Annotated in this window: 19 protein-coding genes; 14 read left to right on the top strand and 5 right to left on the bottom strand. The window is 53.2% G+C overall.

The genetic code is table 11. The features are described from left to right. Positions 1–154 precede the first annotated feature (154 nt). Complete coding sequence (locus AAC086_RS05835; protein ID WP_339776452.1) at positions 155–1,096, bottom strand: LysR substrate-binding domain-containing protein; 942 nt, start codon at positions 1,094–1,096, stop codon at positions 155–157. A 125-nt stretch (positions 1,097–1,221) separates the two neighbouring features. Between AAC086_RS05835 and AAC086_RS05830 the strand changes: the two genes are divergently transcribed. The 7 genes from AAC086_RS05830 (at position 1,222) to uvrB (ending at position 9,561) form a co-directional block, all read left to right on the top strand. After that, on the top strand, positions 1,222–3,036 hold the full coding sequence (locus AAC086_RS05830; protein WP_339776451.1) for a CocE/NonD family hydrolase: 1,815 nt from the start codon (positions 1,222–1,224) through the stop codon (positions 3,034–3,036). After that, on the top strand, positions 3,033–3,479 hold the full coding sequence (locus tag AAC086_RS05825; RefSeq protein ID WP_339776448.1) for a GAF domain-containing protein: 447 nt from the start codon (positions 3,033–3,035) through the stop codon (positions 3,477–3,479). Before AAC086_RS05830 ends, AAC086_RS05825 begins: the two co-directional genes overlap by 4 nt. Next, positions 3,479–4,279: an ABC transporter permease gene (locus AAC086_RS05820; RefSeq protein ID WP_339776446.1), complete on the top strand. Its 801-nt coding sequence runs from the start codon at positions 3,479–3,481 to the stop codon at positions 4,277–4,279. The genes AAC086_RS05825 and AAC086_RS05820 overlap by 1 nt, the downstream gene beginning before the upstream one ends. Positions 4,280–4,296: 17 nt before the next feature. Further along, complete coding sequence (locus AAC086_RS05815) at positions 4,297–5,340, top strand: ABC transporter ATP-binding protein (RefSeq protein ID WP_339776445.1); 1,044 nt, start codon at positions 4,297–4,299, stop codon at positions 5,338–5,340. A gap of 46 nt (positions 5,341–5,386) precedes the next feature. Then, positions 5,387–6,424, top strand: a complete 1,038-nt coding sequence (locus AAC086_RS05810; RefSeq protein WP_339776443.1) for an extracellular solute-binding protein — start codon at positions 5,387–5,389, stop codon at positions 6,422–6,424. Between the two features lie 4 nt (positions 6,425–6,428). Beyond that, positions 6,429–7,259 (top strand): ABC transporter permease, encoded by an 831-nt coding sequence (locus tag AAC086_RS05805; protein WP_339776441.1) that lies wholly within the window; start codon positions 6,429–6,431, stop codon positions 7,257–7,259. Between the two features lie 154 nt (positions 7,260–7,413). Continuing rightward, the gene (uvrB, locus tag AAC086_RS05800) at positions 7,414–9,561 is read left to right on the top strand and encodes an excinuclease ABC subunit UvrB (RefSeq protein WP_339776438.1); all 2,148 of its coding nucleotides are present in this window, start codon (positions 7,414–7,416) and stop codon (positions 9,559–9,561) included. Between the two features lie 126 nt (positions 9,562–9,687). Here the strand turns inward: uvrB and AAC086_RS05795 are convergent, their stop codons facing one another. Both AAC086_RS05795 and msrP read right to left on the bottom strand, forming a co-directional pair. After that, entirely contained in the window at positions 9,688–10,047 is a 360-nt protein-coding gene (locus AAC086_RS05795; protein ID WP_339776435.1) for a cupin domain-containing protein, read from the bottom strand. Between the two features lie 113 nt (positions 10,048–10,160). Further along, positions 10,161–11,132, bottom strand: a complete 972-nt coding sequence (msrP, locus tag AAC086_RS05790) for a protein-methionine-sulfoxide reductase catalytic subunit MsrP (protein ID WP_339776432.1) — start codon at positions 11,130–11,132, stop codon at positions 10,161–10,163. 234 nt (positions 11,133–11,366) lie between these two features. On the opposite strand from msrP, the gene AAC086_RS05785 reads away from it, so the two are divergent. The 7 genes from AAC086_RS05785 to AAC086_RS05755 all read left to right on the top strand — a co-directional run bounded on the left by AAC086_RS05785 (position 11,367) and on the right by AAC086_RS05755 (position 18,311). After that, a complete protein-coding gene (locus AAC086_RS05785) occupies positions 11,367–12,260 on the top strand; it encodes a LysR family transcriptional regulator (protein ID WP_339776429.1) in 894 nt (297 codons plus the stop codon). 146 nt (positions 12,261–12,406) lie between these two features. After that, positions 12,407–13,201: a putative hydro-lyase gene (locus AAC086_RS05780; RefSeq protein ID WP_339776427.1), complete on the top strand. Its 795-nt coding sequence runs from the start codon at positions 12,407–12,409 to the stop codon at positions 13,199–13,201. A gap of 39 nt (positions 13,202–13,240) precedes the next feature. Next, complete coding sequence (locus tag AAC086_RS05775; protein ID WP_339776424.1) at positions 13,241–14,293, top strand: TRAP transporter substrate-binding protein; 1,053 nt, start codon at positions 13,241–13,243, stop codon at positions 14,291–14,293. Between the two features lie 28 nt (positions 14,294–14,321). Beyond that, positions 14,322–14,891: a TRAP transporter small permease gene (locus AAC086_RS05770; RefSeq protein ID WP_339776422.1), complete on the top strand. Its 570-nt coding sequence runs from the start codon at positions 14,322–14,324 to the stop codon at positions 14,889–14,891. Continuing rightward, positions 14,888–16,168 (top strand): TRAP transporter large permease, encoded by a 1,281-nt coding sequence (locus AAC086_RS05765; RefSeq protein WP_339776421.1) that lies wholly within the window; start codon positions 14,888–14,890, stop codon positions 16,166–16,168. Before AAC086_RS05770 ends, AAC086_RS05765 begins: the two co-directional genes overlap by 4 nt. A 137-nt stretch (positions 16,169–16,305) precedes the next feature. After that, the gene (locus tag AAC086_RS05760) at positions 16,306–16,989 is read left to right on the top strand and encodes a DUF2848 domain-containing protein (RefSeq protein WP_339776418.1); all 684 of its coding nucleotides are present in this window, start codon (positions 16,306–16,308) and stop codon (positions 16,987–16,989) included. Between the two features lie 41 nt (positions 16,990–17,030). Continuing rightward, positions 17,031–18,311, top strand: a complete 1,281-nt coding sequence (locus tag AAC086_RS05755; protein WP_339776415.1) for an amidase family protein — start codon at positions 17,031–17,033, stop codon at positions 18,309–18,311. Between the two features lie 85 nt (positions 18,312–18,396). On the opposite strand, the gene AAC086_RS05750 is transcribed toward AAC086_RS05755, so the two are convergent. Continuing rightward, on the bottom strand, positions 18,397–18,867 hold the full coding sequence (locus AAC086_RS05750; protein WP_339776412.1) for a Dps family protein: 471 nt from the start codon (positions 18,865–18,867) through the stop codon (positions 18,397–18,399). 199 nt (positions 18,868–19,066) lie between these two features. Continuing rightward, positions 19,067–21,160: an elongation factor G gene (locus tag AAC086_RS05745; protein WP_339776409.1), complete on the bottom strand. Its 2,094-nt coding sequence runs from the start codon at positions 21,158–21,160 to the stop codon at positions 19,067–19,069. Positions 21,161–22,427: the final 1,267 nt, after the last annotated feature.

Here is a 22,427-nt window from a genome sequence, read left to right as displayed (position 1 = left end):
CGCCGCCCAGTGTTCCCTGTTCCGTAAAAGTTTAAATGGCCTTTAGCATGGATATATTTTGATGGACGATGTGTCGTTCATCCATATCTCGATTCTTCTTGATCATTGAGAAGGAAAAGTTCCCGCCGCGCGTTAATCAGGGCGGCAGTTACGGCTAAAGACGCAAAGATAGTCTGACATCATCATCGAAAATATGTCGGGAGAGTTCGGTTGTTCTGCGCCGTATTTCGCCGGCGACTTCGTCGACGATTGCGGTTCGACTTCGCCCGGCAGGATAGAGAAAGCCATATTTCAAAATGCCGCCAGGTTCGAAGCGGCGGATCACCAAATCCTCAACGCCGCTGGATAAGGCGACGAAAGGGTCCGCAAGACAGCAGCCAAGATTTAGACCCGCCATTTGACAGGCGATAACCCCGTTGCGCGCCTCCACGCGGACATTGAGACGTTTTCCCGTTCTTTTAACCAGTGACTGGAGGTGCTGTCCGAGGAGAGAGCGGGCATGAGTCGCAATGATTTGATGACTGGAAAAATCATCGAAGGTGACGACTTTTTGGGCTGCAAGAGGGTGAGACGGGTTCATAACCGCGACCATTGGCAGTTCCAGAAAGGGTTCGATGTTAAAAACGCCTTCTTTAATCGGCAGGGGGGCAATGCCGAGATCAAAGGTTTCCTCTGTCACCCAGACGTCAATATCAAGGCGCACACGAGAGTCGATCTGTGCTGTCATATCGGGGCGGCGCATCATGATCTGCGCCAGTGTCTGGTTAATGACCGCATGTGAAATAAACGGTGCCGCAAGGATACGAATATGCTCGGTTTTGCCCCGCCGGATTTGATCTGCGCGCAAGTTCAGATCATCATGGCAAAGCATAAGTCTTTCTACTTCTTGATAAAATTCTTTTCCCTCTTTGGTGAGCCGCAACCGCCGTCCGCGCCGTGACAACACGGGGAAACCAACCTCCTCCTCAAGTGCGGAAAGCAGACGGCTTACCTGTGGGGCGGTTCTGAAAAGGCGGTCCGACGCCCCGCTGACAGAGCCGGTTTCGACAAAGGCGCGCAGGGCCTCCAGGGATTTGTGATTGACCGGCATCAGCATCCTTCCATCTGTCGAAACGCCCAATGGTTGCGTAAAACGCAACTAAAGTGAAGAATAATTCACTTTACGCAAGTAAATTTATTCGCTTGTCTAATTATAAGAATAACAAACACGGACGCATTTTGATGACCTCTTTACCTGACTTGCAAAGCCGCGTCGCCGCCTATGAGGCCGAGCGCCCTGTGCCCTACACTTTGCCCGACGTGCCTGTTTCCAGGTATGTGACGATGCGCGATGGATGCCGACTTGCCGTCGATGTCTATCTGCCGCAAGGGGCGGATCCAGAGGTGCAATTTCCGGCATTGATGTTGTTCACACCGTATTTTCGCCGTTTTAAACTTACCCCTGGTTCCACCACGATCCCGAACCCGAACACTGGCAAATTCAGCGATTATTTTGTGCCACGCGGATATGCCGTCATCGTGATCGATGTGCGCGGTACCGGTGCCAGTTTTGGAACAAGAGACGGGTTTCGCTCCCCCTCTGAGCGCCTTGATAGCGCCGAGGTTGCCGATTGGGTGATCGGTCAAAAATGGTCCAATGGTGTTATCGGTGCGACGGGTATTTCCTATCTTGGCGCGGCTTCGGACTTTCTGGCATCCACGGGCCATCGGGCGGTAAAGGCCATCGCACCGTTGTTTTCTGTCTGGGATACGTACTCGGACAACTATTTTCCAGGTGGCATGCAGTGCGCCTCGCTGACCCGGATTTATGATAACCTGATGAAAGGTCTCGATCTGGATCAGCGGGCCTATCTCAAGGATTATAAATACTATGCAAGCCCGGACTATCTTGGTCCGCAGCCGGTAGACGAAGATCCGTCCGGTGCGCTGGTCGCGGCTGCGGTGGCAGAGCATCAGGCTAATTTCCGCCAGACTGATTTTATGGCTGACTTGTGCTATCGCGAGCAGGGGCTTCCTTATGATCCGGACTATTCCAGCGCCTCGATCAGCCCTTATTCATATTGTGATGGCGTCAAAGAGGACGTGGCAATTCTGTCCATGTCTGGCTGGATGGATGGTGCAGGCTATGCCAACGGTGCAATTTCGCGGTTTCTGACGCTTGATAAAAACCCGCACTACCTTTTGCTTGGCCCGTGGGACCATGGTGCGCGCATTGATGTTTCGCCCTGGCGTGCTTTTGAAACCCCAACGTTTTCGATGCTGGGCGCCGTTTTGCGGTTTTTTGATACCTATTTGATGGACATGAATACCGGATTGCGCACCGAACCGCCCGTTGCCTATTTTAAAATGCACGAAGAAGCATGGGGCGAGGCGGAAACCTGGCCGCCCAAACCAGCCCAGCTTGTTTTGCACCCCGATCAGGCTGGCGGGTTAGGCACACAAAGCGTAACGGGGACGATAGACTATCAATGTGTGCCCGAAACTGGCACCGGGTTTGAAACACGTTATGAGCGGATCGCCGGGATGGATTCGCGAAATTATTACTGTGATTGGCAAGGCCGAACCGATCTTATGCTTTCGTTTGACAGTGCGCCGATGACAGAAGATACGACGATCTCAGGGCATGCCTTGCTTGATATGGCAGCCCGTTTCGATGCACCGGATGCCGGGCTTTTCATTTATTTGACCGAAATTGAAGCCGACGGGACGGAGCGTTACATCACCGAAGGTATTTTGCGAGCGCTTTTCCGGGATGAAGAATCCGCACCGGCGAATATCCGCATCAACTGGCCGTTCCGAAGCTATCGTCGTGAGAGTGCGCGCCCCTTGCCGCTCAACGAAGTACAGCGCATTCGTATTCCCCTGTTACCAACGGCCTGGACATTGGCGAAAGGCAGTAAGCTGCGCCTTTCGATTTCGGGCGCGGACAAGGATCACTTTAAAAAAGTGCCCCATGGCAAAATGGCCAACATCACGCTTGAATTGTCGGAAACCCGTCTTGTGTTGCCACTGGACCAGGAGAGATCCGCGATATGAGTGCCACGGCAAAGGGGATCGATATCATACTTGGCAAGATGCGGGATGTAACAGAGATCATCGCAGCAACTGCCCTGCGCTATCACCCGGATGGCGGCGAACGGATTTATTCGACCCACCCGGATCGTTTTCCCGATGCCGGTTTCAAGCGATTTGAAGATGCACCGACGATGGCGCGTGTGCGTGACGCCAATGCCGCAGTGTTGACCAATGGGGCCGAGGCGCTTCGTGCAGGCTTTCCGGACTGGCAGAGAATTCTTGATGGCGGTTGTGACGCTATCGTCAATATCCCGGTACGGGGGCCGTCTGGTGAAGTGCTGGGACAACTCAATTTGATGGCGCGGGCAGGACGTTTCCCCACGGAAAGCCTTGCCCGCTTGCAAGTCATCGCAGATCAAAATGCTTCATGTTTTTTGGATCAGACTTCAAAGGAGATACTCTGATGCGGTTGACACGCCTGACCTACCGGGGCGTGATTTTTCTCGCCTATCTTGTCATGCTGCTTCCGGTGTTGTTGCTGGTTGTGACATCCTTTTTTAAAGATACCATCATTACGTTTCCACCTTCGGGATTATCACTTGAATGGTATGCGAATGCGATTGATCGCGAAGAATTCCTGAGCGGATTCATCGTCAGTTTCAAAGTGGCGGCATTGGCAACCCTTATCGGTGTGCCGTTGGGGATGGCGGCAGCGCTCGCACTTACACGCAGTGCGATCCGGGGTAAGCAGGCAATCACGACCTTTCTTTTGGGGCCGATCATTGTGCCGGGGATTGTGGCGGGCACGGCCCTTTATCTTACTTTCCTTGTGGCTCAAAACCAGTTGGATATGGATATTGTTGGCACTTTGCCGGGCCTGGTTGCGGCGCATATTTTGTTGACGATACCCTGGACAGTGCGTGTTGCAACCGCAGGCTTACAGGGCTTGGACAAAAGTGTTGAGGAGGCAGCCGCCAATCTTGGTGCACGTCCCTGGACTGTATTTATACGGGTGACCCTGCCCATGATGCGCCCGGCGATTGTCGCCGCCTCGATGTTTTCCTTTATCCAGAGTTTTGAAAACCTTGAGCTGACCCTGCTTCTGGTTGGTCCGGGAATGAGCACTCTGCCAATCGCGATGCTGAACTATCTTGAGTTTCAGATCGACCCGACGCTTGCTGCGGTTGCGACGATTCAGGTCGTTGCTATTGCCGCGATGATGTTGATCACGGACCGTTACGTAAAACTCTCGCGCATCGTCTGACATTGGAGACAGAACCTATGAAATCTCTAGAACTTGAAAACGTCTGCAAGAAATTTGGCGAAGCGGTGGCAGTAACCGACATGAGCATGCATATCCTGACGGGCGAGCTTGTATCGCTTCTTGGGCCATCTGGATGTGGCAAGACAACGACCTTACGCATGGTTGCGGGATTTGTTGAGCCCACCTCGGGCTCCATACGGATCAACGGTCGAGACGTTACAAAACTGGCCCCCTATGAGCGCAATACCGCATTGGTTTTCCAATCCTATGCGCTTTTTCCGCACATGACAGTTGCGCAGAATGTTGGTTTTGGCCTGGAAATGCGAAAGGTTGGCAAGGCGGAGCGCGAAGAGAAAAGTATCGAAGCACTTAAGCGTGTCAGGCTCGATCATTTATCGGATCGTTACCCGCGTCAGCTTTCAGGGGGGCAGCAACAGCGGGCAGCTTTGGCGCGCGGGCTGGTTTTGAACCCGGATATATTCTTGCTAGATGAACCCCTTTCCAACCTTGATGCCAAGTTGCGCGGAGAAGTGCGCAGCGAAATTCGCGGACTTCAGCAATCTTTGGAACTCACCACCCTGATGGTTACCCATGACCAAGAAGAAGCGCTGACCATGTCTGACAAACTGGTGTTGATGGACGCAGGCAGCGTGCGGCAATCAGGCACGGCACAAGACCTTTACGAGCAGCCAGCCGATGCCTTTGTCGCAGATTTTGTCGGGCGTTCGAATGTGATCAAGGGCCGTATCGAGGACGGAAAGTTCCGAACCACAGATGGCACCTTTATGCCGACACTGCCAGGGGCGGTGGAGGATGCGCAATATTACACGTTGCGGCCCGAAAAGATCAGCTTGTCGCGCGAAGGCGAGGGGGTCGAAGGCACCCTGCTTGAGTGCCTCTATCTCGGTGCGCAGACCGAATACACGGTTAGGGTCGGTGAAACTTCTGTCTCTGTCGTCACAGCAACTCCCGGACCTGACGACATGCGTGCTGGTCTGCGTGTCGGGGATGCGGTTCGGCTTGCGTGGGATGTCGCGTCTGTACGGCTTCTTAATAACTAACAATAAAAAACACCAAAATATCAAATACATATATCAGGAGAGACTTATGCCTAATTTAACCCGTCGTTCTTTTCTTGCTACGGCAGTTGCACTGTCGGCTGTTTCAGTTTTTCCCAAGAACCTGATGGCGCAAACAAACGATGTTGTTGTCGGTACATGGGGCGGGACCTTTGGTGATTTGCTTAAGGTAAATGTCGACGAAGCCGTTATGCAGCCTGCGGGCTATAATATCCTTCAGGAAATATCTGGTCCGGTACCGCGCCGCACCAAGCTGATTTCCGAACGGATGCAGCGTCGTGGCAGCATGGATGCCGCCTTGTTGGCCGATTTTGACATGTATGCTGCGGCCAAAGTTGGCGCAGTTGAGAAGCTTGATGCTGCGAATGTTCCCAATTACGACAACATTCTTCCGTTTCTAAAAAAGGCACACTCGGTACCTTTGATTTATTCCGCACATACGATTGTTTATCGCAAGGATCTGATTACGACCCCGCCTCAGTCCATCGCGGAACTTTGGAATCCGAAATATAAGGGAAAGATCGGGCTGAGCGATTTTCTCTATACCTCCAATATGGCGTATGCGGCGATCCACAATGGCGGCACGCTGTCGGACTTTGACGGCAGTGAAAAGGGTGTTGCCGCCTGGAAAGAGCTTGATGCGAAACTTTTGCCGTCGACAGAGGCCGTCGGTCAGGCGTTGGCATCTGGTGACATCTGGATAACAATTATTTCTGCCGCACGCGGTTACAGCTGGTCCAAATCCGGAATTGATCTGGGATGGGTTGTGCCCGAAGAAGGCGCTTTCCCTGCCGTTTACGAGGCTGCTGTGCCGAAGAATGCCCGCAACCCGGAGGGCGGAATGGCCTATATGAATGCGCTGCTTGAGCCTTCAGTCCAAAAGGCCTTTGCCGAAAAGATGGGCTATTTGCCCACCGTAAAGAACGGCCATATCAGCCCGGAACTTGAAGAGAAAATCGGCTTTTCCAAAGCAGAACAAAATCGCCTTTGGCAACCGGATTTCGACTTTATTCTGGAAAATCAGGCCAAGCTTCTCGATACCTGGAACCGTGTGCTCAAAGGCTAATAAAATGGCAAAACTTGTTCTTCCGGCGGGACTTCTCGTTCTTCTTCTTTTGGGTGGCCCCATGCTTTTGATGTTGCGGTATTCGTTTAACGAATATGATCCGCTTTATATCATGCAGCAGGCCTTCACATTCGAGAATTACGCCAAAGCTGTTGTCGATCCGTACTATCAAAAAATCCTGATGACGACGATCACGGTAGCCCTGACATGTACGGTGTTAACGACACTTCTTGCCTATGGCCCTGCCTATTGGCTGGCAAGAATGGAAAGCCGCTGGAAGAGCAAGCTGACTATTCTAACAATGTTTCCTTTGCTTGTGGGCGGGGTGGTGCGTTCGGCAGGGTATCTTGCGCTTTTAAGTACAACCGGGCTGATCAATGCAACGCTTTTGGGGCTTGGCATTATCTCCGCGCCTTTAACGTTGCTTTATACGCCCGGCGCGGTGATCTTTGCGACAGTTGGCATCGTGCTGCCCTATATGATCTTAACGCTTGCATCGGTGATCGAAAGTATTCCCCGCCAGGTCGAAGATGCTGCTGCCAATCTGGGGGCACGTCCGGCAACGGCGTTCTTTCGGGTGCTTGTTCCGCTTTCATTGCCGGGTGTTTTGGCCGGGGCTTCATTGGTGTTCATCCTGTGTATGAACGCCTATGCAACGCCTTTGTTGCTTGGGGGGCCGCAATTCCAAATGATGGCACCTGCCGTTTATGAACAGTTTGCAAAGGCATCAAACTGGCCTTTTGGTGCGGCACTGGCCTTTATCTTGCTGATGGTCACGGTCATTCTTACGACAGTGGGCAGTTCTGTTATCGCCAAACGATATAAGGCGGGTTGAACACTTTATATCCCCGAAAGTGACCTGTGCCACTTTCGGGGATGCCTGATTCTTCAACATAATGACAAAACCTGTCAGGAACTGTCAGGAGCAGGGCTTGCGATTGGGCATATCTACCTTATAACTAGGGGAGGATATAACAGGGGTCTGCCCGATGAATGCGCTACCGGAAATGTTGTTAAAACGCCGCCCGCCGGTCGAAGGATCGCGCAAGTTCAAGCTGGTGACGGAGTACGAACCCTCTGGCGACCAGCCCCATGCGATTGCCGAGCTTTATGACGGGATCGAACAGGGCGAACGCGACCAGGTTTTGCTGGGCGTTACCGGTTCGGGCAAGACATTTACCATTGCCAACCTGATAGCCAAAACCCAGCGCCCGGCACTTGTGCTGGCACCCAATAAAACCCTGGCCGCCCAGCTTTATTCCGAGATGAAAAGTTTCTTCCCGGAAAATGCGGTGGAATATTTCGTTTCCTATTACGACTATTACCAGCCCGAAGCCTATGTCGCGCGGACCGACACCTATATTGAAAAAGACAGTTCGATCAATGAACAGATCGACCGGATGCGCCATGCCGCCACCCGCGCCATTCTGGAGCGTAATGATTGTATTATCGTGGCGTCTGTGTCGTGCATTTACGGTATTGGTGCGGTGGAAACCTATCTGGAAATGACGCAGCGCATTTCGGTGGGCGATGAAGTTGACCGCAACGACATTATGAAACGCCTGGTCGAACTGCAATATACCCGCAATGATGCCGCCTTTACCCGTGGGACGTTTCGGGTGCGCGGCGACGTACTTGAAATTTTCCCGGCCCACTCCGAAGACCGGGGCTGGCGGGTGTCGATGTTTGGTGACGAGGTCGAGGAACTGACCGAGTTTGACCCATTGACCGGGCATAAATATGCCAATATGGATTCAGTTACCGTTTATGCCAATTCTCACCACGTCACCCCGCGCCCGACCCTGGTGCAGGCGATGTACGGGATTAAGCAGGAACTGAAAGACCGGCTGGCACAGTTTCAAAATGAAGGTAAATTGCTGGCGGCTGAACGGATTGAACAGCGTACAACTTTTGATCTTGAGATGATGGAAACGGTAGGCCACTGCAAGGGGATTGAAAACTATTCCCGCTGGCTGTCGGGCCGCAATCCCGGCGAACCGCCCCCGACATTGTTTGAATATCTGCCTGAAAATGCCCTGTTATTTGTCGATGAAAGCCACGTTGCCGTGCCGCAAATTGGTGGCATGTTCAAGGGTGACTATAATCGCAAATTTACCCTGGCCGAACATGGTTTTCGCCTGCCCAGTTGTGTCGATAACCGCCCTTTGAAGTTTGACGAATGGGAAGCCATGCGTCCGCAAAGCGTGTTTGTGTCGGCCACCCCCGGTCCGTGGGAAATTAACAAAACAGGTGGCACATTTGTCGAACAGGTGATCCGCCCGACCGGCCTGATCGACCCGGTATGTATTATTCGCCCGGTGGAAACCCAGGTTGATGATCTGCTGGCCGAGGCCAAGGATTGCGCCCAGAAAAGCCAGCGCGTGCTGGTCACAACCCTGACCAAGCGCATGGCCGAGGATCTGACCGAATATTTGCACGAAAACGGTGTGCGGGTGCGCTATTTGCATTCCGATATTGATACGTTAGAGCGGATCGAGATCATTCGTGACTTGCGCCTGGGTGTGTTTGACGTTTTGGTCGGTATTAACCTGCTGCGCGAAGGGCTTGATATCCCCGAATGTGCGCTGGTGGCGATTCTGGATGCCGACAAGGAAGGCTTTTTACGATCCAAAACGTCACTGGTGCAAACAATTGGCCGTGCTGCGCGTAACCTTGATGGCCGGGTGATTTTATATGCCGATAAAATGACCGATAGCCTGGATTATGCGATTGGCGAAACCAATCGCCGTCGCGAAAAGCAGGTCGCCTATAACGAGGCCCATGGCATTACCCCGGCCTCGATCCGCAGCCGTATTCACGATGTGATCGAAAGCGTTGCCGAACACGATTATGTTACCGTCGATACCGGCGTTTCGGGTGATGTGATGATTGGGCACAATCTGCGCGCCCATATCGAAGACCTTGAAAAACGGATGCGTCAGGCGGCTGGCGATCTGGAATTTGAGGAAGCCGCAAGGTTGCGCGACGAAGTTAAACGGCTGGAAAGCCAGGAACTGGGCCTGTCGCAGGCCGGACCCATGGCGCGTGACATTACACCCAAAGATGGCTCTGCCGGGCCCGGTTCCAAATCGGCCAACAAACCGAAATACAAAGGCCGCCGCCGCAAAGGTGCCTGATCGTCGCAGGCAGAAGCAATTTCGCGCCCATCCGTTTTAACGGATATGGCGTGATCTTTGTCGGTGCGCGGGAATGGCAAGGTGGAGTTTGGCAGGGCAGAGCGTGTTGTTATTGTCGTGTGTGCCTCAGGTGGTTGAGTAATGCACACCACGACCATCAAAAAACACGGCCAGCCACACGGTTTCGGCGTTTTTTTCGGTCCAGACCACGCGATGGCGGCATTGCGGGGGGATGTATAAATGGTCGCCCGGTTTTAAAACCCGGCCTTTGTCTTCGCCTTCGAACAGAATTTCGGCACTGCCAGTTAGCAATATCACCCATTCTGCCGGTTGCTGGTCATACCAGCCGGTTTCGGGGGACGATTGGCCGTGTGAGACAATCCGTTCGATCCGCAAGCACGGGGATCGCAGAATTTCGTCGAAAACTTCGCCGTTTGTTGCGTCGGGAAGGTTGGCAAACAGGTTGGCAAGTGTTGCGTCGGGCAAAGTGAAACCCTCCGTTCCGGTTGGGTGAATGGCACGCAACATAAACCAAAAAGAAGGGCCGGCACAAAGCCGACCCTGACAAAGCAGCCATGCGTTTTAAACGCAAATGGCGATTACATGTAGAGTTTTTCGCCGTCCATGCCTTTGTAAATGTCAGCCACATAGTCGGCATAACCGTTAAACAACCGGGTTGGAACTTCTTCGCCGTTCGACAGCAAACGTTCCTGTGCCTGGCTCCAGCGGGGGTGGGGGACCTTGGGGTTTACATTGGCCCAAAAGCCATATTCGTTGTCCGCCAGTTTTTCCCAATAGCCCACCGGGCGTTTGTCGGTAAAGGTGAAACGAACAATGGATTTGATGTTTTTAAAGCCGTATTTCCAAGGCGTTACCAGCCGCAACGGGGCGCCGTTCTGCTTGGGTAGCGGTGCGCCGTAAAGGCCGGTGGCAATCATGGTCAGTTCGTTTGTGGCCTCGGCCATGGTCAGACCTTCAATATAAGGCCACGGATACCAGAACTGTTTCAGGCCGGGCATGGTGTCTTTTTGTTCGGCGGTTTGCATTTCAATGTATTTGGCCCCCGATGTCGGTTTGGCAAAATCGACCAGAGCCTTCATCGGAAAACCGGTCCAGGGCACGGTCATTGCCCATGCTTCAACACAGCGGAACCGGTAAACCCGTTCTTCAAGTGGCATTTTACGTACCAGATCGTCAAAATCCATTTCCATCGGCTTTTCAACCATACCGTCGATCTTGACGGTCCAGGGCGAAATTTTCATCGCCTGGGCGGCATCGGAAATGAATTTGTGGGTGCCAAATTCGTAGAAGTTATTATAGGTCGTTACCTTGCCCTTGGGTGTAATCGCCCGATCCACCGTATAGGCATCGTTATGTTTGGCCGGGTACAGGTCGGCATTGGGGCCAGTTGCCTGGGCAAAGGCGCGTGACATCGGAAGCGTTGCAGCGGCAGCAGCGCCAAGGGTGCCTGCCGCAATGCCTTTGATGAAATTGCGGCGGTTGCGATAAATCTGCTCTGGTGTGGTTTCTCTTTCGGGAATTTCCCATCCCTTCTGGCGGCGTATCAGCATATGACCCTCCAATATGACATGCCGCGATTTCACGGGAAAAACCTGTTTAGAGCAAATCAAACCTGGGTGAAGTGGCGGTGATAGCGGGGGATCGCGGCTTTAATAATTGTATCTGTGTGACAAGCCCAGACGGATTGATCGTGTCAGGCGATTGGTTTGCCGTTAAACTGATCGTAAAATGGCTGTGTCCTCGTTGGGTTGTTTACCTGCTGTGTAAATTCTGAAAGCGAAGAAATGTTTGAATTCAAAGATATTGAAATCTTGCAAGATATTGTAAAAGCAGGTGGTTTTCGGGCAGCGGCCCAGAAATACAATTTGTCGCAATCGGCCATTTCATCGCGGGTTTCGGCCCTGGAAAAGAAACTGGGCATGATGTTGTTTGATCGCAGCAACCGCCAGGTGCGTTTAACGGCGGCGGGGCGTCGTTTTTTAGAAGAGGCCCAGCGATTATCGCGCGCACGCGACCGGATCTGGCAGGAATTTACCCATCCCGAACATCTTAGCGGCACGGTCAGAATTGGGGTTGCTGAAACCATCGTACATACAATTCTGACGGGAATGCTCAACAAACTGAAAAATGATTATCCCGATGTGCGGTTTGAACTGTCTGTTGATACATCGGGGCAACTTGCCACGGCATTGGCGGATGACGCGCTTGATGTGGCCATTTTGCTGCGTGAATCGCTGCCCCAGGGGGCGGTGGCGGCAGCCTTGAAGCCGGTTCGTCTGGGCTGGTTTTGTGCCGAGTCGATGACATTGCCAGATGACCCGCTGTCCGTTGCGGATTTGGCAGGGCATGCGATTGTGACTTTTCCCAAGGGAACGCCCCCCTTTCGCGAAATCGAAGGGATATTTTCGGCACCGGATATTTCGCCGCCCGCCCTGCATGGATCGGCCTCGCTTTCCACGGTCAAACATCTGGTTGGGGACGGGTTCGGCATTGGTGTTTTGCCGACATTGATGGTCAAAAATTCCGTTTGGAAAGAACATATTAAGGTTATCTCTGTTCAGCCGGAGGCGGCGTTAAGCGACCTTCATTTTGTCATTGGTTTTTACCCGGAACGAAACCGTGAAATTGGTGAGGCGGTAATCGAAGCTGCAAGGCTGTTTGATCATTATGATCTATAAAAACGATCAATTATTCATTTAAATGATTTCTTGACAAGATCGGTTCTGTTTCTCAAAGTTATGTCCGAGGCTGAGAACAGGACAAACAAATGAATGCATCAAAAAGCGCATCCTGTTCCTCGAGGCACGTAACGGGGTCTGCATCAATGATGTCGCCGCTGGCATTGCGGCACGCTATCCGTTCCGGGCAGCATCGGGGGACGACAACAGGGTATTCTTCGGGATATTTACAGGGAAATCTTGCGATTATCCCGGCGCAACACGCGCATGACTTTCTGGCATTTTGCCTGAAAAACCCCAAATCATGCCCGCTGATTGGCATGTCCGAACCGGGATCGCCCTATATCCCGGAACTGGGTTTGGATCTTGATATTCGCACCGATTTGGCCGGCTATCGGGTTTTTCGCGGCAGTGACAATTATCAAACCGTAACCGACCTTCATGCCGTCTGGCGTGATGATCTGGTGACGTTTGTGCTGGGCTGTTCGTTCTCGTTCGAAGCGGCGATAACATCGGCGGGGGTTCCCGTCCGTCATATTGAGGCCAACCGCAATGTGCCGATGTATGTGACCAATATTGCAACGACACCGGCGGGCGTTTTTCACGGGCCGCTTGTTGTGTCGATGCGGTCTTTTACGCCATCCGACGCCATTCGCGCCATTTTGTATTCAGACCGCTATCGTCTGGCCCACGGTGCGCCGGTGCATTTGGGCGATCCGTCTGCCATCGGGATTGCCGATATTATGACACCCGATTTCGGGGATGCCCCGATCATGGCCGACGGCGACATTCCGGTTTTTTGGGCCTGCGGAGTTACACCGCAAATGGCAATCCGCAATGCACGGCCCGACCTTGCCATCACGCATGAACCCGGCCTGATGCTGGTGACCGATATGCTTGCCGAAGCTGCCGAATTTTCCGTGCATACCCAAGCTGCCTGAATCCACCAATAAACTTATATATCAGATGAGGATAATCTTATGAAAAAGACTGTTTCTTCCCTGCTTCTTGCGTCTGCGATGGGCGTTGGTGCCTTTGCATCGCCCGCCTTTGCCGAAGAATTGTCCGTTGTTGGCAGTTGGAGCAGCCTGCCGTTGGACAAACAGTTTGAAGTGCCGTTCTGGACCCAGGAATTGCCCAAGGCGTCAAACGGCCAGTTGACCGTGCAGATGACCACCCATGACCAGATGGGCATTTCTGGCGGCGATGTGTTTCGTATCCTCAATGACGGCGTTTTTGATGTTGGCATGACGGTTGGCGATTATGCTGTTGGCGACGCCCCGGAACTTGAAGGGTTGGACGTGCCGCTGGTGGCAACGACGGCCGCCGAGGCCGAAGCCATGGTTGATGCCGCCCGACCGATGGTTGATGACATTTTCAAAGACCGCTTTAATGCCAAGGTTCTTGCCATAGCACCTTATCCGCCGCAGGTGGTTTTTTGCAAAGGCCCGGTAACGTCATTGGCGGACCTGAAAGGCAAAAAAGTACGCGGTTCAGGCCGTATGACCACCAAGTTTCTTGAAGCCCTGGGGGCAAATGGCGTCAATGTGGCGTTTTCCGAGGTTCCCGGCGCGCTGGAACGTGGTGTGATTGACTGTGCTGTGACCGGTGCCGGTTCCGGGTACAGTGCGGGCTGGTGGGAAGTGTCGGATCATTTGTTCACCATTCCGTTGGGTGGATGGGACCCGGTGGTCACCGCAATGAACATGGATAAATGGAACAGCCTGTCGCCCGACTTGCAAAATCTTTTGACCACCGAAGTCAAAACCAGGTTTGAAGCACCGGCCTGGGCCGCGGCCGCAGGTGCGTTTGAAACCGACATAGCCTGCCTGACCGGCAACGGCGAGTGTTCTTTGGGGAAAGCCGCCAGCATGACCCTGGTTGAACCGTCTGATGCCGACCTTGCCAAGGCCAAAGAAATTTTGACCACGGTTGTGTTGCCTGAATGGGGTGAACGCGCGGGTGCAAGCTGGGTTAAACGCTGGAATGATACTGTTGGCAAAACCGTCGGCGTGACCGTACCGGTAAGCTAAACACAGGCGTTCGCAGGAGCTTGCCGCTGTGACACAGGAACCTTCAGCCGTGATACCCTTATTGATTGCGCGTATTCGCCGTATCAACAATCTGATTGCAATTGCCGCCGGACTTGTTCTGGTTGCCTGCGTGATCCTGATCCTTTTAGACATTGTCCTGCGTGAGGTTGGAATTTCATTTGGCGGTGCCGAAGAAATTTCGGGCTACGTTATGGCCGGTGTTGCCAGTTGGGGCATGTCTTATGCCCTAACCGAGCTTGCCCATGTGCGGATTGATTTAATCCGTCTGCGATTGCGACAGCGCGGCAGGGCGATGCTGGATCTGATTGCGATTGTTGCCCTGGCGCTCACATCGGTTGTGATTGCAGTGCAATGCTGGCCGGTTCTGGCCAAAACCATCGAACGGGGATCAAGTGCCAATACGGCCCTTGAAACACCGTTATGGATTCCGCAGTCAATCTGGTTGTCCGGCTGGATATGGTTTTCGGTGTGCAGCTGTCTTTTAGTGATCCTGACATTGGTCTTGCTGGTGAAAGGTAAGTTTGAGGATGCCGATGCGCTGGTCGGTGCCCGGTCTGAAGTGGAGCTGGAATCATGATTTTCGCGGTGACAGCTTCACTTCTGGGTTTTCTCGCCCTGTCCATTCCTGTTGGCATTGTTCTGTTTCTTTTGGGGTTCGGTGTTGATCAGTTCTTTTCCCCGTTTCCGCTGATTCGCGGGCTGGGGCAGGTGGTTTGGTCGTCATCGAATTCCTCAACCCTGATTGCGATCCCGTTTTTTGTGCTGCTGGGCGAAATTCTGGTGCGCGGTGGTATTGCTGAACGAACCTACGAAGCCCTGGATAAATGGTTTTCATGGCTGCCCGGTGGGTTGATCCACGCAAATATTGGTACCGCCACCATGTTTTCAGCGACATCGGGGTCATCGGTTGCCACGGCGGCCACGGTGGCAACGGTTGCCATGCCCCAGGCTGAAAAGCTGGGCTATGATCCCAGGCTGTTTTCCGGGGCCATTGCTGCGGGCGGCACGCTTGGTATCATGATCCCGCCATCGATCAATCTGATTGTTTATGGCTTTCTGACCGAAACATCGATCCCGCGTTTGTTTTTGGCCGGGTTGCTGCCGGGCCTGATGATGGCCATTGCTTTCATGATGGTCACCGCCATTCTGTGCAAGATCAAGCCAACACTTGGCGGTACCAGCCGGTCTTTTGGCTGGGGCGAACGGTTTGCCAGCCTGCGCCATTTGCTGCCGATCATTGTGCTGTTTTTTGTTGTGATCGGATCGATCTATGCGGGGTGGGCAACACCAACGGAATCGGCGGCTGTGGGTGTGGCGATTGCCTTTTTGATTGCGGCATTTAACCGCGGTGTTTCAAAGGAAATGATCCATATGTGCCTGCATGGCACAGTAAGGATCACCGCCATGATCATGCTGGTGATTATTGGGGCCTATTTCCTGAATTTTACCTTAACTGCGGCGGGCCTTGGCCGCGAGCTTAAGGAAATGCTGGTCGGGTTGAACCTGTCGCCGATGGGAACCTTGATGGTCGTTATCGGACTTTACATCGTGTTGGGCTTTTTTATTGAAACCCTGTCGCTGATGGTGGCAACCATTCCGATCATTGTGCCGATTATGACCGGCATGGGGTTTGACAAGGTATGGTTTGGCATTTTGCTGATTGTACTGATTGAAATGGCCCTGATTACGCCGCCGGTCGGCTTGAACCTTTATGTTGTGCAAAGTGCGCGTAAATCGGGCCGCCTGTCCGAAGTTATGGTCGGGACCATTCCTTTTGTTCTGGTGATGGTTGCCATGATTGTTCTGCTGGTGGCAGTGCCGTCGGTTGCGTTGTTCCTGCCCGATAATTTTTAACCCGGTATGTGCCGGTTAAGTGTCTTTTTTTCATCCTGAAACAAGGCTGATGCGCCCTGGCAGCGGACCGGATTATCCGGCCCGCGATCACGAGGCTTGCGCAAAATCGCCAGAATAACCAAAGTTGGAACGCCAGAATGCTGATAAATTTTACGATTGATGATGCCGTTGAAAGTTTTGATATTGGCCATTGCACCGTTGCCGGATGGACCGGGCGTGATGCGGGTGCGATCGCGCATCATATCGAGGAACTGGCCGCCATAGGTGTTAAACCGCCGTCATCGGTGCCGCTTTATTATCGTACGGCATCGGCCATGCTGACCCGCGACGCACGTATTGAAGTTGTTGGCGCAGGTACCTCGGGCGAGGTTGAGCCACTGATTGTTGCCCAAAACGGCGTTTTGTATCTTGGTTTGGCATCGGATCATACCGATCGCGATCTTGAAGCCCATTCTGTTGCCCTTTCCAAACAGATTTGCCCCAAGCCAGTTGCCGGTATTTTGTGGCGGTATGACGATGTGGCCGACCATATTGAAAAAATGGAACTGTCATCATGGATCAGGGAAGGCGATAGCGACGACTGGGTGCTGTATCAGCAAGGAACGATTGCTGCCATTCGCCCACTGGCTGATCTGATTGACGGGGCCGGGCTGGTTGCAGCGGCATCGCAGGATCAGGCAGCCGCAATGTTATGTGGCACATTCGGGGCAAAAGGCGGGGTTCGCCCGGCGCGGTCTTTTAAAATGTCCATGTATGATCCGATATTGAAACGCACAATCGCGCATATTTACGATATTGTTGAACTGCCTGAAATTGCGTAAAGAATCGAACGGTTATTTAAAAGCATAAGGGAGGCCGCCAGATGGGTGCGATTATTGAAAAAGCGCAATCGGCAATCCAAAAGGTTGACCAGCTTGGTGATCTGGCGGGCAAGATCTTTACCGATTTTGACCGGGATCGCATTTTGCGCGATGCTGCGCACGCCGAGGATCTGGTTGCCAATGCGTCCGCCCCGTTACCGCTGGCCGGTATGCTGGTGTCGGTCAAGGATCTGTATGATGAAGCCGGAAAAACAACCTCGGCGGCATCCTTGTTGTTAAAGGATCGTGCCCCCGCTGCGCGCGATTGTACGATCATCGCCCGGATCAAGGCGGCAGGCGTCGTGCCCTTTGGCCGGACGTCAATGAGCGAGTTTGCCTATTCCGGTGTTGGGCTTAACCCGCATTACGGTACCCCGGGCAATGTTTTTGACCCCGACGGCATTCCCGGCGGGTCTACATCCGGTGGCGGGCTGAGCGTTGCCTTGGGGCTGGTTGATATTGCGTTGGGAACGGACACTGGCGGTTCGGTGCGTATCCCTTCGGCGATTAACGGGCTTTACGGGTTTAAGGCCAGCCGCATGTTGATGCCGGGCGATGGCATTCACCCGCTGGCAAAAAGTTTTGATACGGCAGGCCCGCTGGCACGGGATCTTGAAACCGTGATCACGGCGTTTGAGGTCATGGCCGGGGTTATGGTGCCGGGCATGTCCTCGCATAGCGGACCTTTGCGCATTGGTGTGCCAATACATGCCTTTACCAATGACCTTGATGATCGTGTCCGGGCGGATTTTGATGCCGTCTGCGCAAAACTTCGCGCCGCAGGCCATGACCTGATCGAGATCGACCTTGGTTTTTTTGCCGAAAATGCCATTCTTAACAAGATTTTGGTCGCCGCCGAGGCCCATAAAATTTATGCCGGTGATTTTGCCAGGCTTGAAACCTGTGGTGACCCACGGGTTCTAAGCCGGATGCGCTTTGCCGATACGTTAAGCGCGCAGGATTTGTCCGATGCCTATGCCAAACGAACAGATGTGATAGCCCTGTTTAATTCGGCAATGGCAAATGTGGATGTGATGATCGCACCGACCCTGCCGATGATGGCCCCCAAGATCGCCGAGGTTGAAGCCGATTTTGATCGGCTTAATGCCATGATGTTGCGCAATACATCCTATTTGAATCTGGTTGATGCCTGCGCCATTTCGATCCCGGTTCCGGTTGCCGGGGCGGATGCGCCAGGTGCCTTGATGGTGGCTGCATCGCACGGCCATGATTTTGCCGTGCTGGATGCCACCCGGAAAATTAATGCGCTTTTGCATTGGTAACACCTGCCTAATTGCCCAAACGACAAAGCCGCCCTTGCAAAAACAGGGCGGCTTTTTTATTCGGTCAGTTCAGGCAAGCCTGCGATCAGCCTTCGAGCAAGGAACGCAGCATCCATGCGGTTTTTTCGTGGATCTGAATACGCTGGGTCAGAAGGTCGGCGGTGGCGTCGTCATCGGCTTCATCACATAACGGATAAAGGGCACGCGCGGTTTTAATCACGGTTTCATGACCTTCAACCAGTTGCTTGATCATGTCCTTGGCGGCGGGAACGCCTTTTTCCTCGGGAATGGAGCTTAGCTCGGAATAAACCGAAAAGCTGGCCGGGGCAAAGGCACCCAGTGAACGAATACGTTCAGCCAGTTCATCAACCGCTGCTGCCAGTTCGGTGTATTGCTGTTCAAACATGGTGTGCAGGGTCTGAAACATCGGCCCGGTCACATTCCAGTGGAAGTTGTGCGTTTTCAAATACAGCGCATAGGAATCAGCCAAAACGCGACCAAGACCCGTTGCGATGTCTGTGCGGTTCTTTTTGTTAATACCAATATCAATCTGCATTATGCTCTCCTGGCACTGAAAATCGGGCTTGCGCCACAATGTTGTCTGTTCATGAAGGCATTATCCTTCGGAATAAAAGAGAATGCCAATCAATAGTTTATTGTTTCAGCATAGATCAAATCTATGACAGCATGGTGATGGTTTAGATCAAATTTCATTGAATAAAACCGGTTGCCGAAATCCTGCGGCAACGGACAGGTCAGCTCTTTAAGGCCATTTCTGCGGCTTTGCCGGAAAGTTCCTGCATATGCGAAAACTGCCGGGTGAAAAAACCGGTTCCAAGGCTGACAGATCGTAATTCCAGCACCATGTCGCGGGTTTCACTGCGGGGCATGCGGGCCTGAATTTCGTCCCATCCCTGCCAGCCGTCCCGGGCGTTAAAGCCTAAAATCTGGCCCCGGCGTGTGCTGATCAGGCGCTGGGTTTTTGATGTGCAGTCGCTTGGGACGATAAAAGTAACCTCGTCAACCGGTTCAAGCAGCACGGTGCCCGCCTGTTTTAAGCCATCGCTCATCGCAATGCGCCCGGCGATGATAAAGGCCTGATCGGAACTGTCCACCTCGTGAAAGGCACCGTCGGTAAGGGTGACGTGTATATCGGTCACGGGAAAACCCAGCGGGCCGGTATGCAATCCATCCTGAATGCCTTTTTGCACTGCACCGATATAGTGTCGCGGAATGGCACCGCCAATAATGGCATCGGTAAATTCAAACCCGGCCCCACGTGCAAGGGGTTGGGCCGTAATTTGAACATCGCCAAACTGGCCGCGTCCGCCGCTTTGTTTTCGATAGCGCCCGTGGGCATTGAAACTGGACCGGATTGTTTCTTCATAGCTGGTGGCAACGGCGGTGGTGCCAATATCAAGATGATATCGGTCGCCCAGTTGCTCTAACACCATTTGCAAATGGATATTGCCTTGCCCTTGCAAAATGATCTGGCGGGTGCGGGCATGATGCTCAACCGACAATGACCGATCCTGTTCGCATAAATAACGCAGGGCTTCGGTCAGTTTTACATCGTCCCCCGGTTTGTTCACCAGCAGGGCCAACTGGTATAAGGGCGGCAGCGGGGCAGGCCATAAATCGGGCAAGGTGTTGTTCTGGTTGCCAAGCAGCATGCCGGTGCGGGCATGGTTCATACGGGGCAGGCCGATAACGGTGCCAGTCGGGGCAAGATCGGTTTTGTCGTGGCGGGTACCAAACAGGGTGCATATGCCATTGGCATTTTCACAGTCTAACGAATCGCCATTTTTGATGCTGCCCGATAAAACCCGGCCCACGCAAAAACGCCCCTCATGGGGCAGGTGGAATGTCTTGAAAATCTGGATGGCGGGTATATCGGCAGCCGGGTCAATGCCCAGGCGATAGGCGGCGATGTCGGGGGCAGGGGCTTCGTGGCGCAGGGCCTTTAACAGGCGCCTTATCCCCCGGTCGCGTTCGGCAGAGCCAAAAAATACAGGAACGATCAGGTCATGGGCCAAATCGCGGCCCAGATTGGCATAAATTTCGTCGGTTGCCGGGCTTTGGTCTTCCAGAATTTGTTCCAGCAAGGTGTCGTCAAAATCGGAAAGCTGTTCTAGCAAGGTGTCGCGGGCGTCGTTTTCGTCGGTTTTGTTTGGCCCGGGCAGTGCGATCAGCCGCGACGGGTTGCCATCGTCCAGATATTCATAGGCACGTTGAGATACCAGATCGACAAAGCCGGTGATCGTATCGCTGCCAGCAGTTTTGCGGATTGGTATTTCGCGCAAGACCAGCGGGCGTGTCGTCAGGGTTTGCAGGGCGCTTAAACTGTTGCGAATACGACTGTTGGCGGTGTCTGTTTTGTTGACGAAAATCAGGTGCGGGATGCGGTTATAATCGAGAAATTGCAGGATAGGGGCCGCTGTGATCATTTTTTCCGGGTCGGCCTCGACGACGACAATCGCAACATCGCACACCATAACCGCATCGCGGCCATCCTGGGCGAAATCAACCGAGCCGGGACAATCGATAAAGTGCCATTCTTCCCCCAGGTAGGTTGCTTTAACGATGGTGGGTTCCGTGCTCATTTGGTGGCGACGGGCTTCGGGGCTGCTATCGGCCAGGGTGGTGCCATCGCGAACGGAGCCTTTGCGATGTATGGTCCCTGATGCGGCGAGCAAACTTTCCAGCAGGCTGCTTTTGCCCGACGCATAAGGGCCGACAATCGCCGCACATCGGGGGGGAGTGGTTTTAAGGGATGCGGTATCAACCGCTGAGGAAGGGGCGTTGGCCGCCATATCGGGACGGGTATTTGCATTGGCTGATGGGGGCACGGTCTTCTCCTTGTTGCGGGGGGCGCATCAGGTGATTTCTGTTTCATGCCGAAAGGTAGTCAGGGCCGCGATCATTAGGGACATCGTCGCGGGTGCCCCTAGGCCCTGATATATGTTCTGGTCATCGGTTGCCGGGTATAAAACGGGCAACAAAGCGGAAAAATAGCGGCGATCAGGGCTGGTTTGACAATGTTGGTGGCCAAGGGCCTTTTAATCACCTGTTTTGATATGCTATGATAATACAAATACGATAGAACTTCCATTTTTAGCTTTAAATGCCGTTATGCATATTTTTGACATAATTTGCCTCTGAATTGCCATAAAAGGCCTGTTTTCCAGCCTTATTCATCAGGCATGTTGAGAACTGTCAGCGGCAGATGGTCGGAACATTCAATCCCCCTCAATCGCTTCCGGCTCGCTCTCTTCGTCCCCCCGTACGAGAGCTTATGTGCCAAAAGCTGACCAGGTCTCCCCAAGACCATTAGACCCCAAAATGGGGGCGGGCATTTCCCGCCCTCTTTTTTTTGGGGAGAGGCAAAGCACGGGTTTCATAACAATCTGAATTTTGTTCATACTGCCTTGATTTGCCCCAAAATTGCCTTATGCGACTGGTTTTCATGCCGTATTTTGGGGGCATATTCATAACTGTCGAACACAGCATCAATTGGCGATGCGCCCCTCCCTCGTTATCGCCAAGGCCTGATACCGTTGTCCCCAACAGCGCTCTGCACCCCACAGGCCCATGCATTTGTGTTCGACTGGTCTCCCCAAGACCATCTGTCCCCCAAGAAAAAGCGAGCCAGGTTCCCCCGATCTGGCCCGTTTTTTGGTGTTTGGCTGGTTTGATCCGGGCTTGCTGTCGGCCACAATTCTGCCTTGAATTGACACGAAATGGCCTTGAGAGACCGAATTTCCTGCCGCAATCTGTCGGCATATTCTTATTTGTCGGACGTGATGACAGCCGGTGCGGTGCCTCCCTCACCAACCACCGGCGGCCTGATCGTTGTTCCCCCAACAACATCACCCCAAGGTCAAAAATTCCGCGTTCGACTGGTCTCCCCAAGGCCATCTGTCCCCCCAAAAAAAGCGAGCCAGGTTCCCCCAACCTGTCTCGTTTTTTGGTATTTGGCCGGTTTGATAAAGGGTGTGATATGGGTCACAATTTTGCCTTGAATTGACATGAAATGGCCTTGAGAGACCGGATTTTCTGCCGCAATCACGTGGCATATTCTTACTTGTCGGACGCGATGACATCCGGTGCGGTGCC

Origin of the sequence: uncultured Thalassospira sp., from assembly GCF_963976115.1 — a bacterium.
Taxonomy (GTDB): Bacteria; Pseudomonadota; Alphaproteobacteria; order Rhodospirillales; family Thalassospiraceae; genus Thalassospira.
Note: the sequence above shows the minus strand (reverse complement) of the source record. Positions and strands in the feature narration are given on the sequence as shown.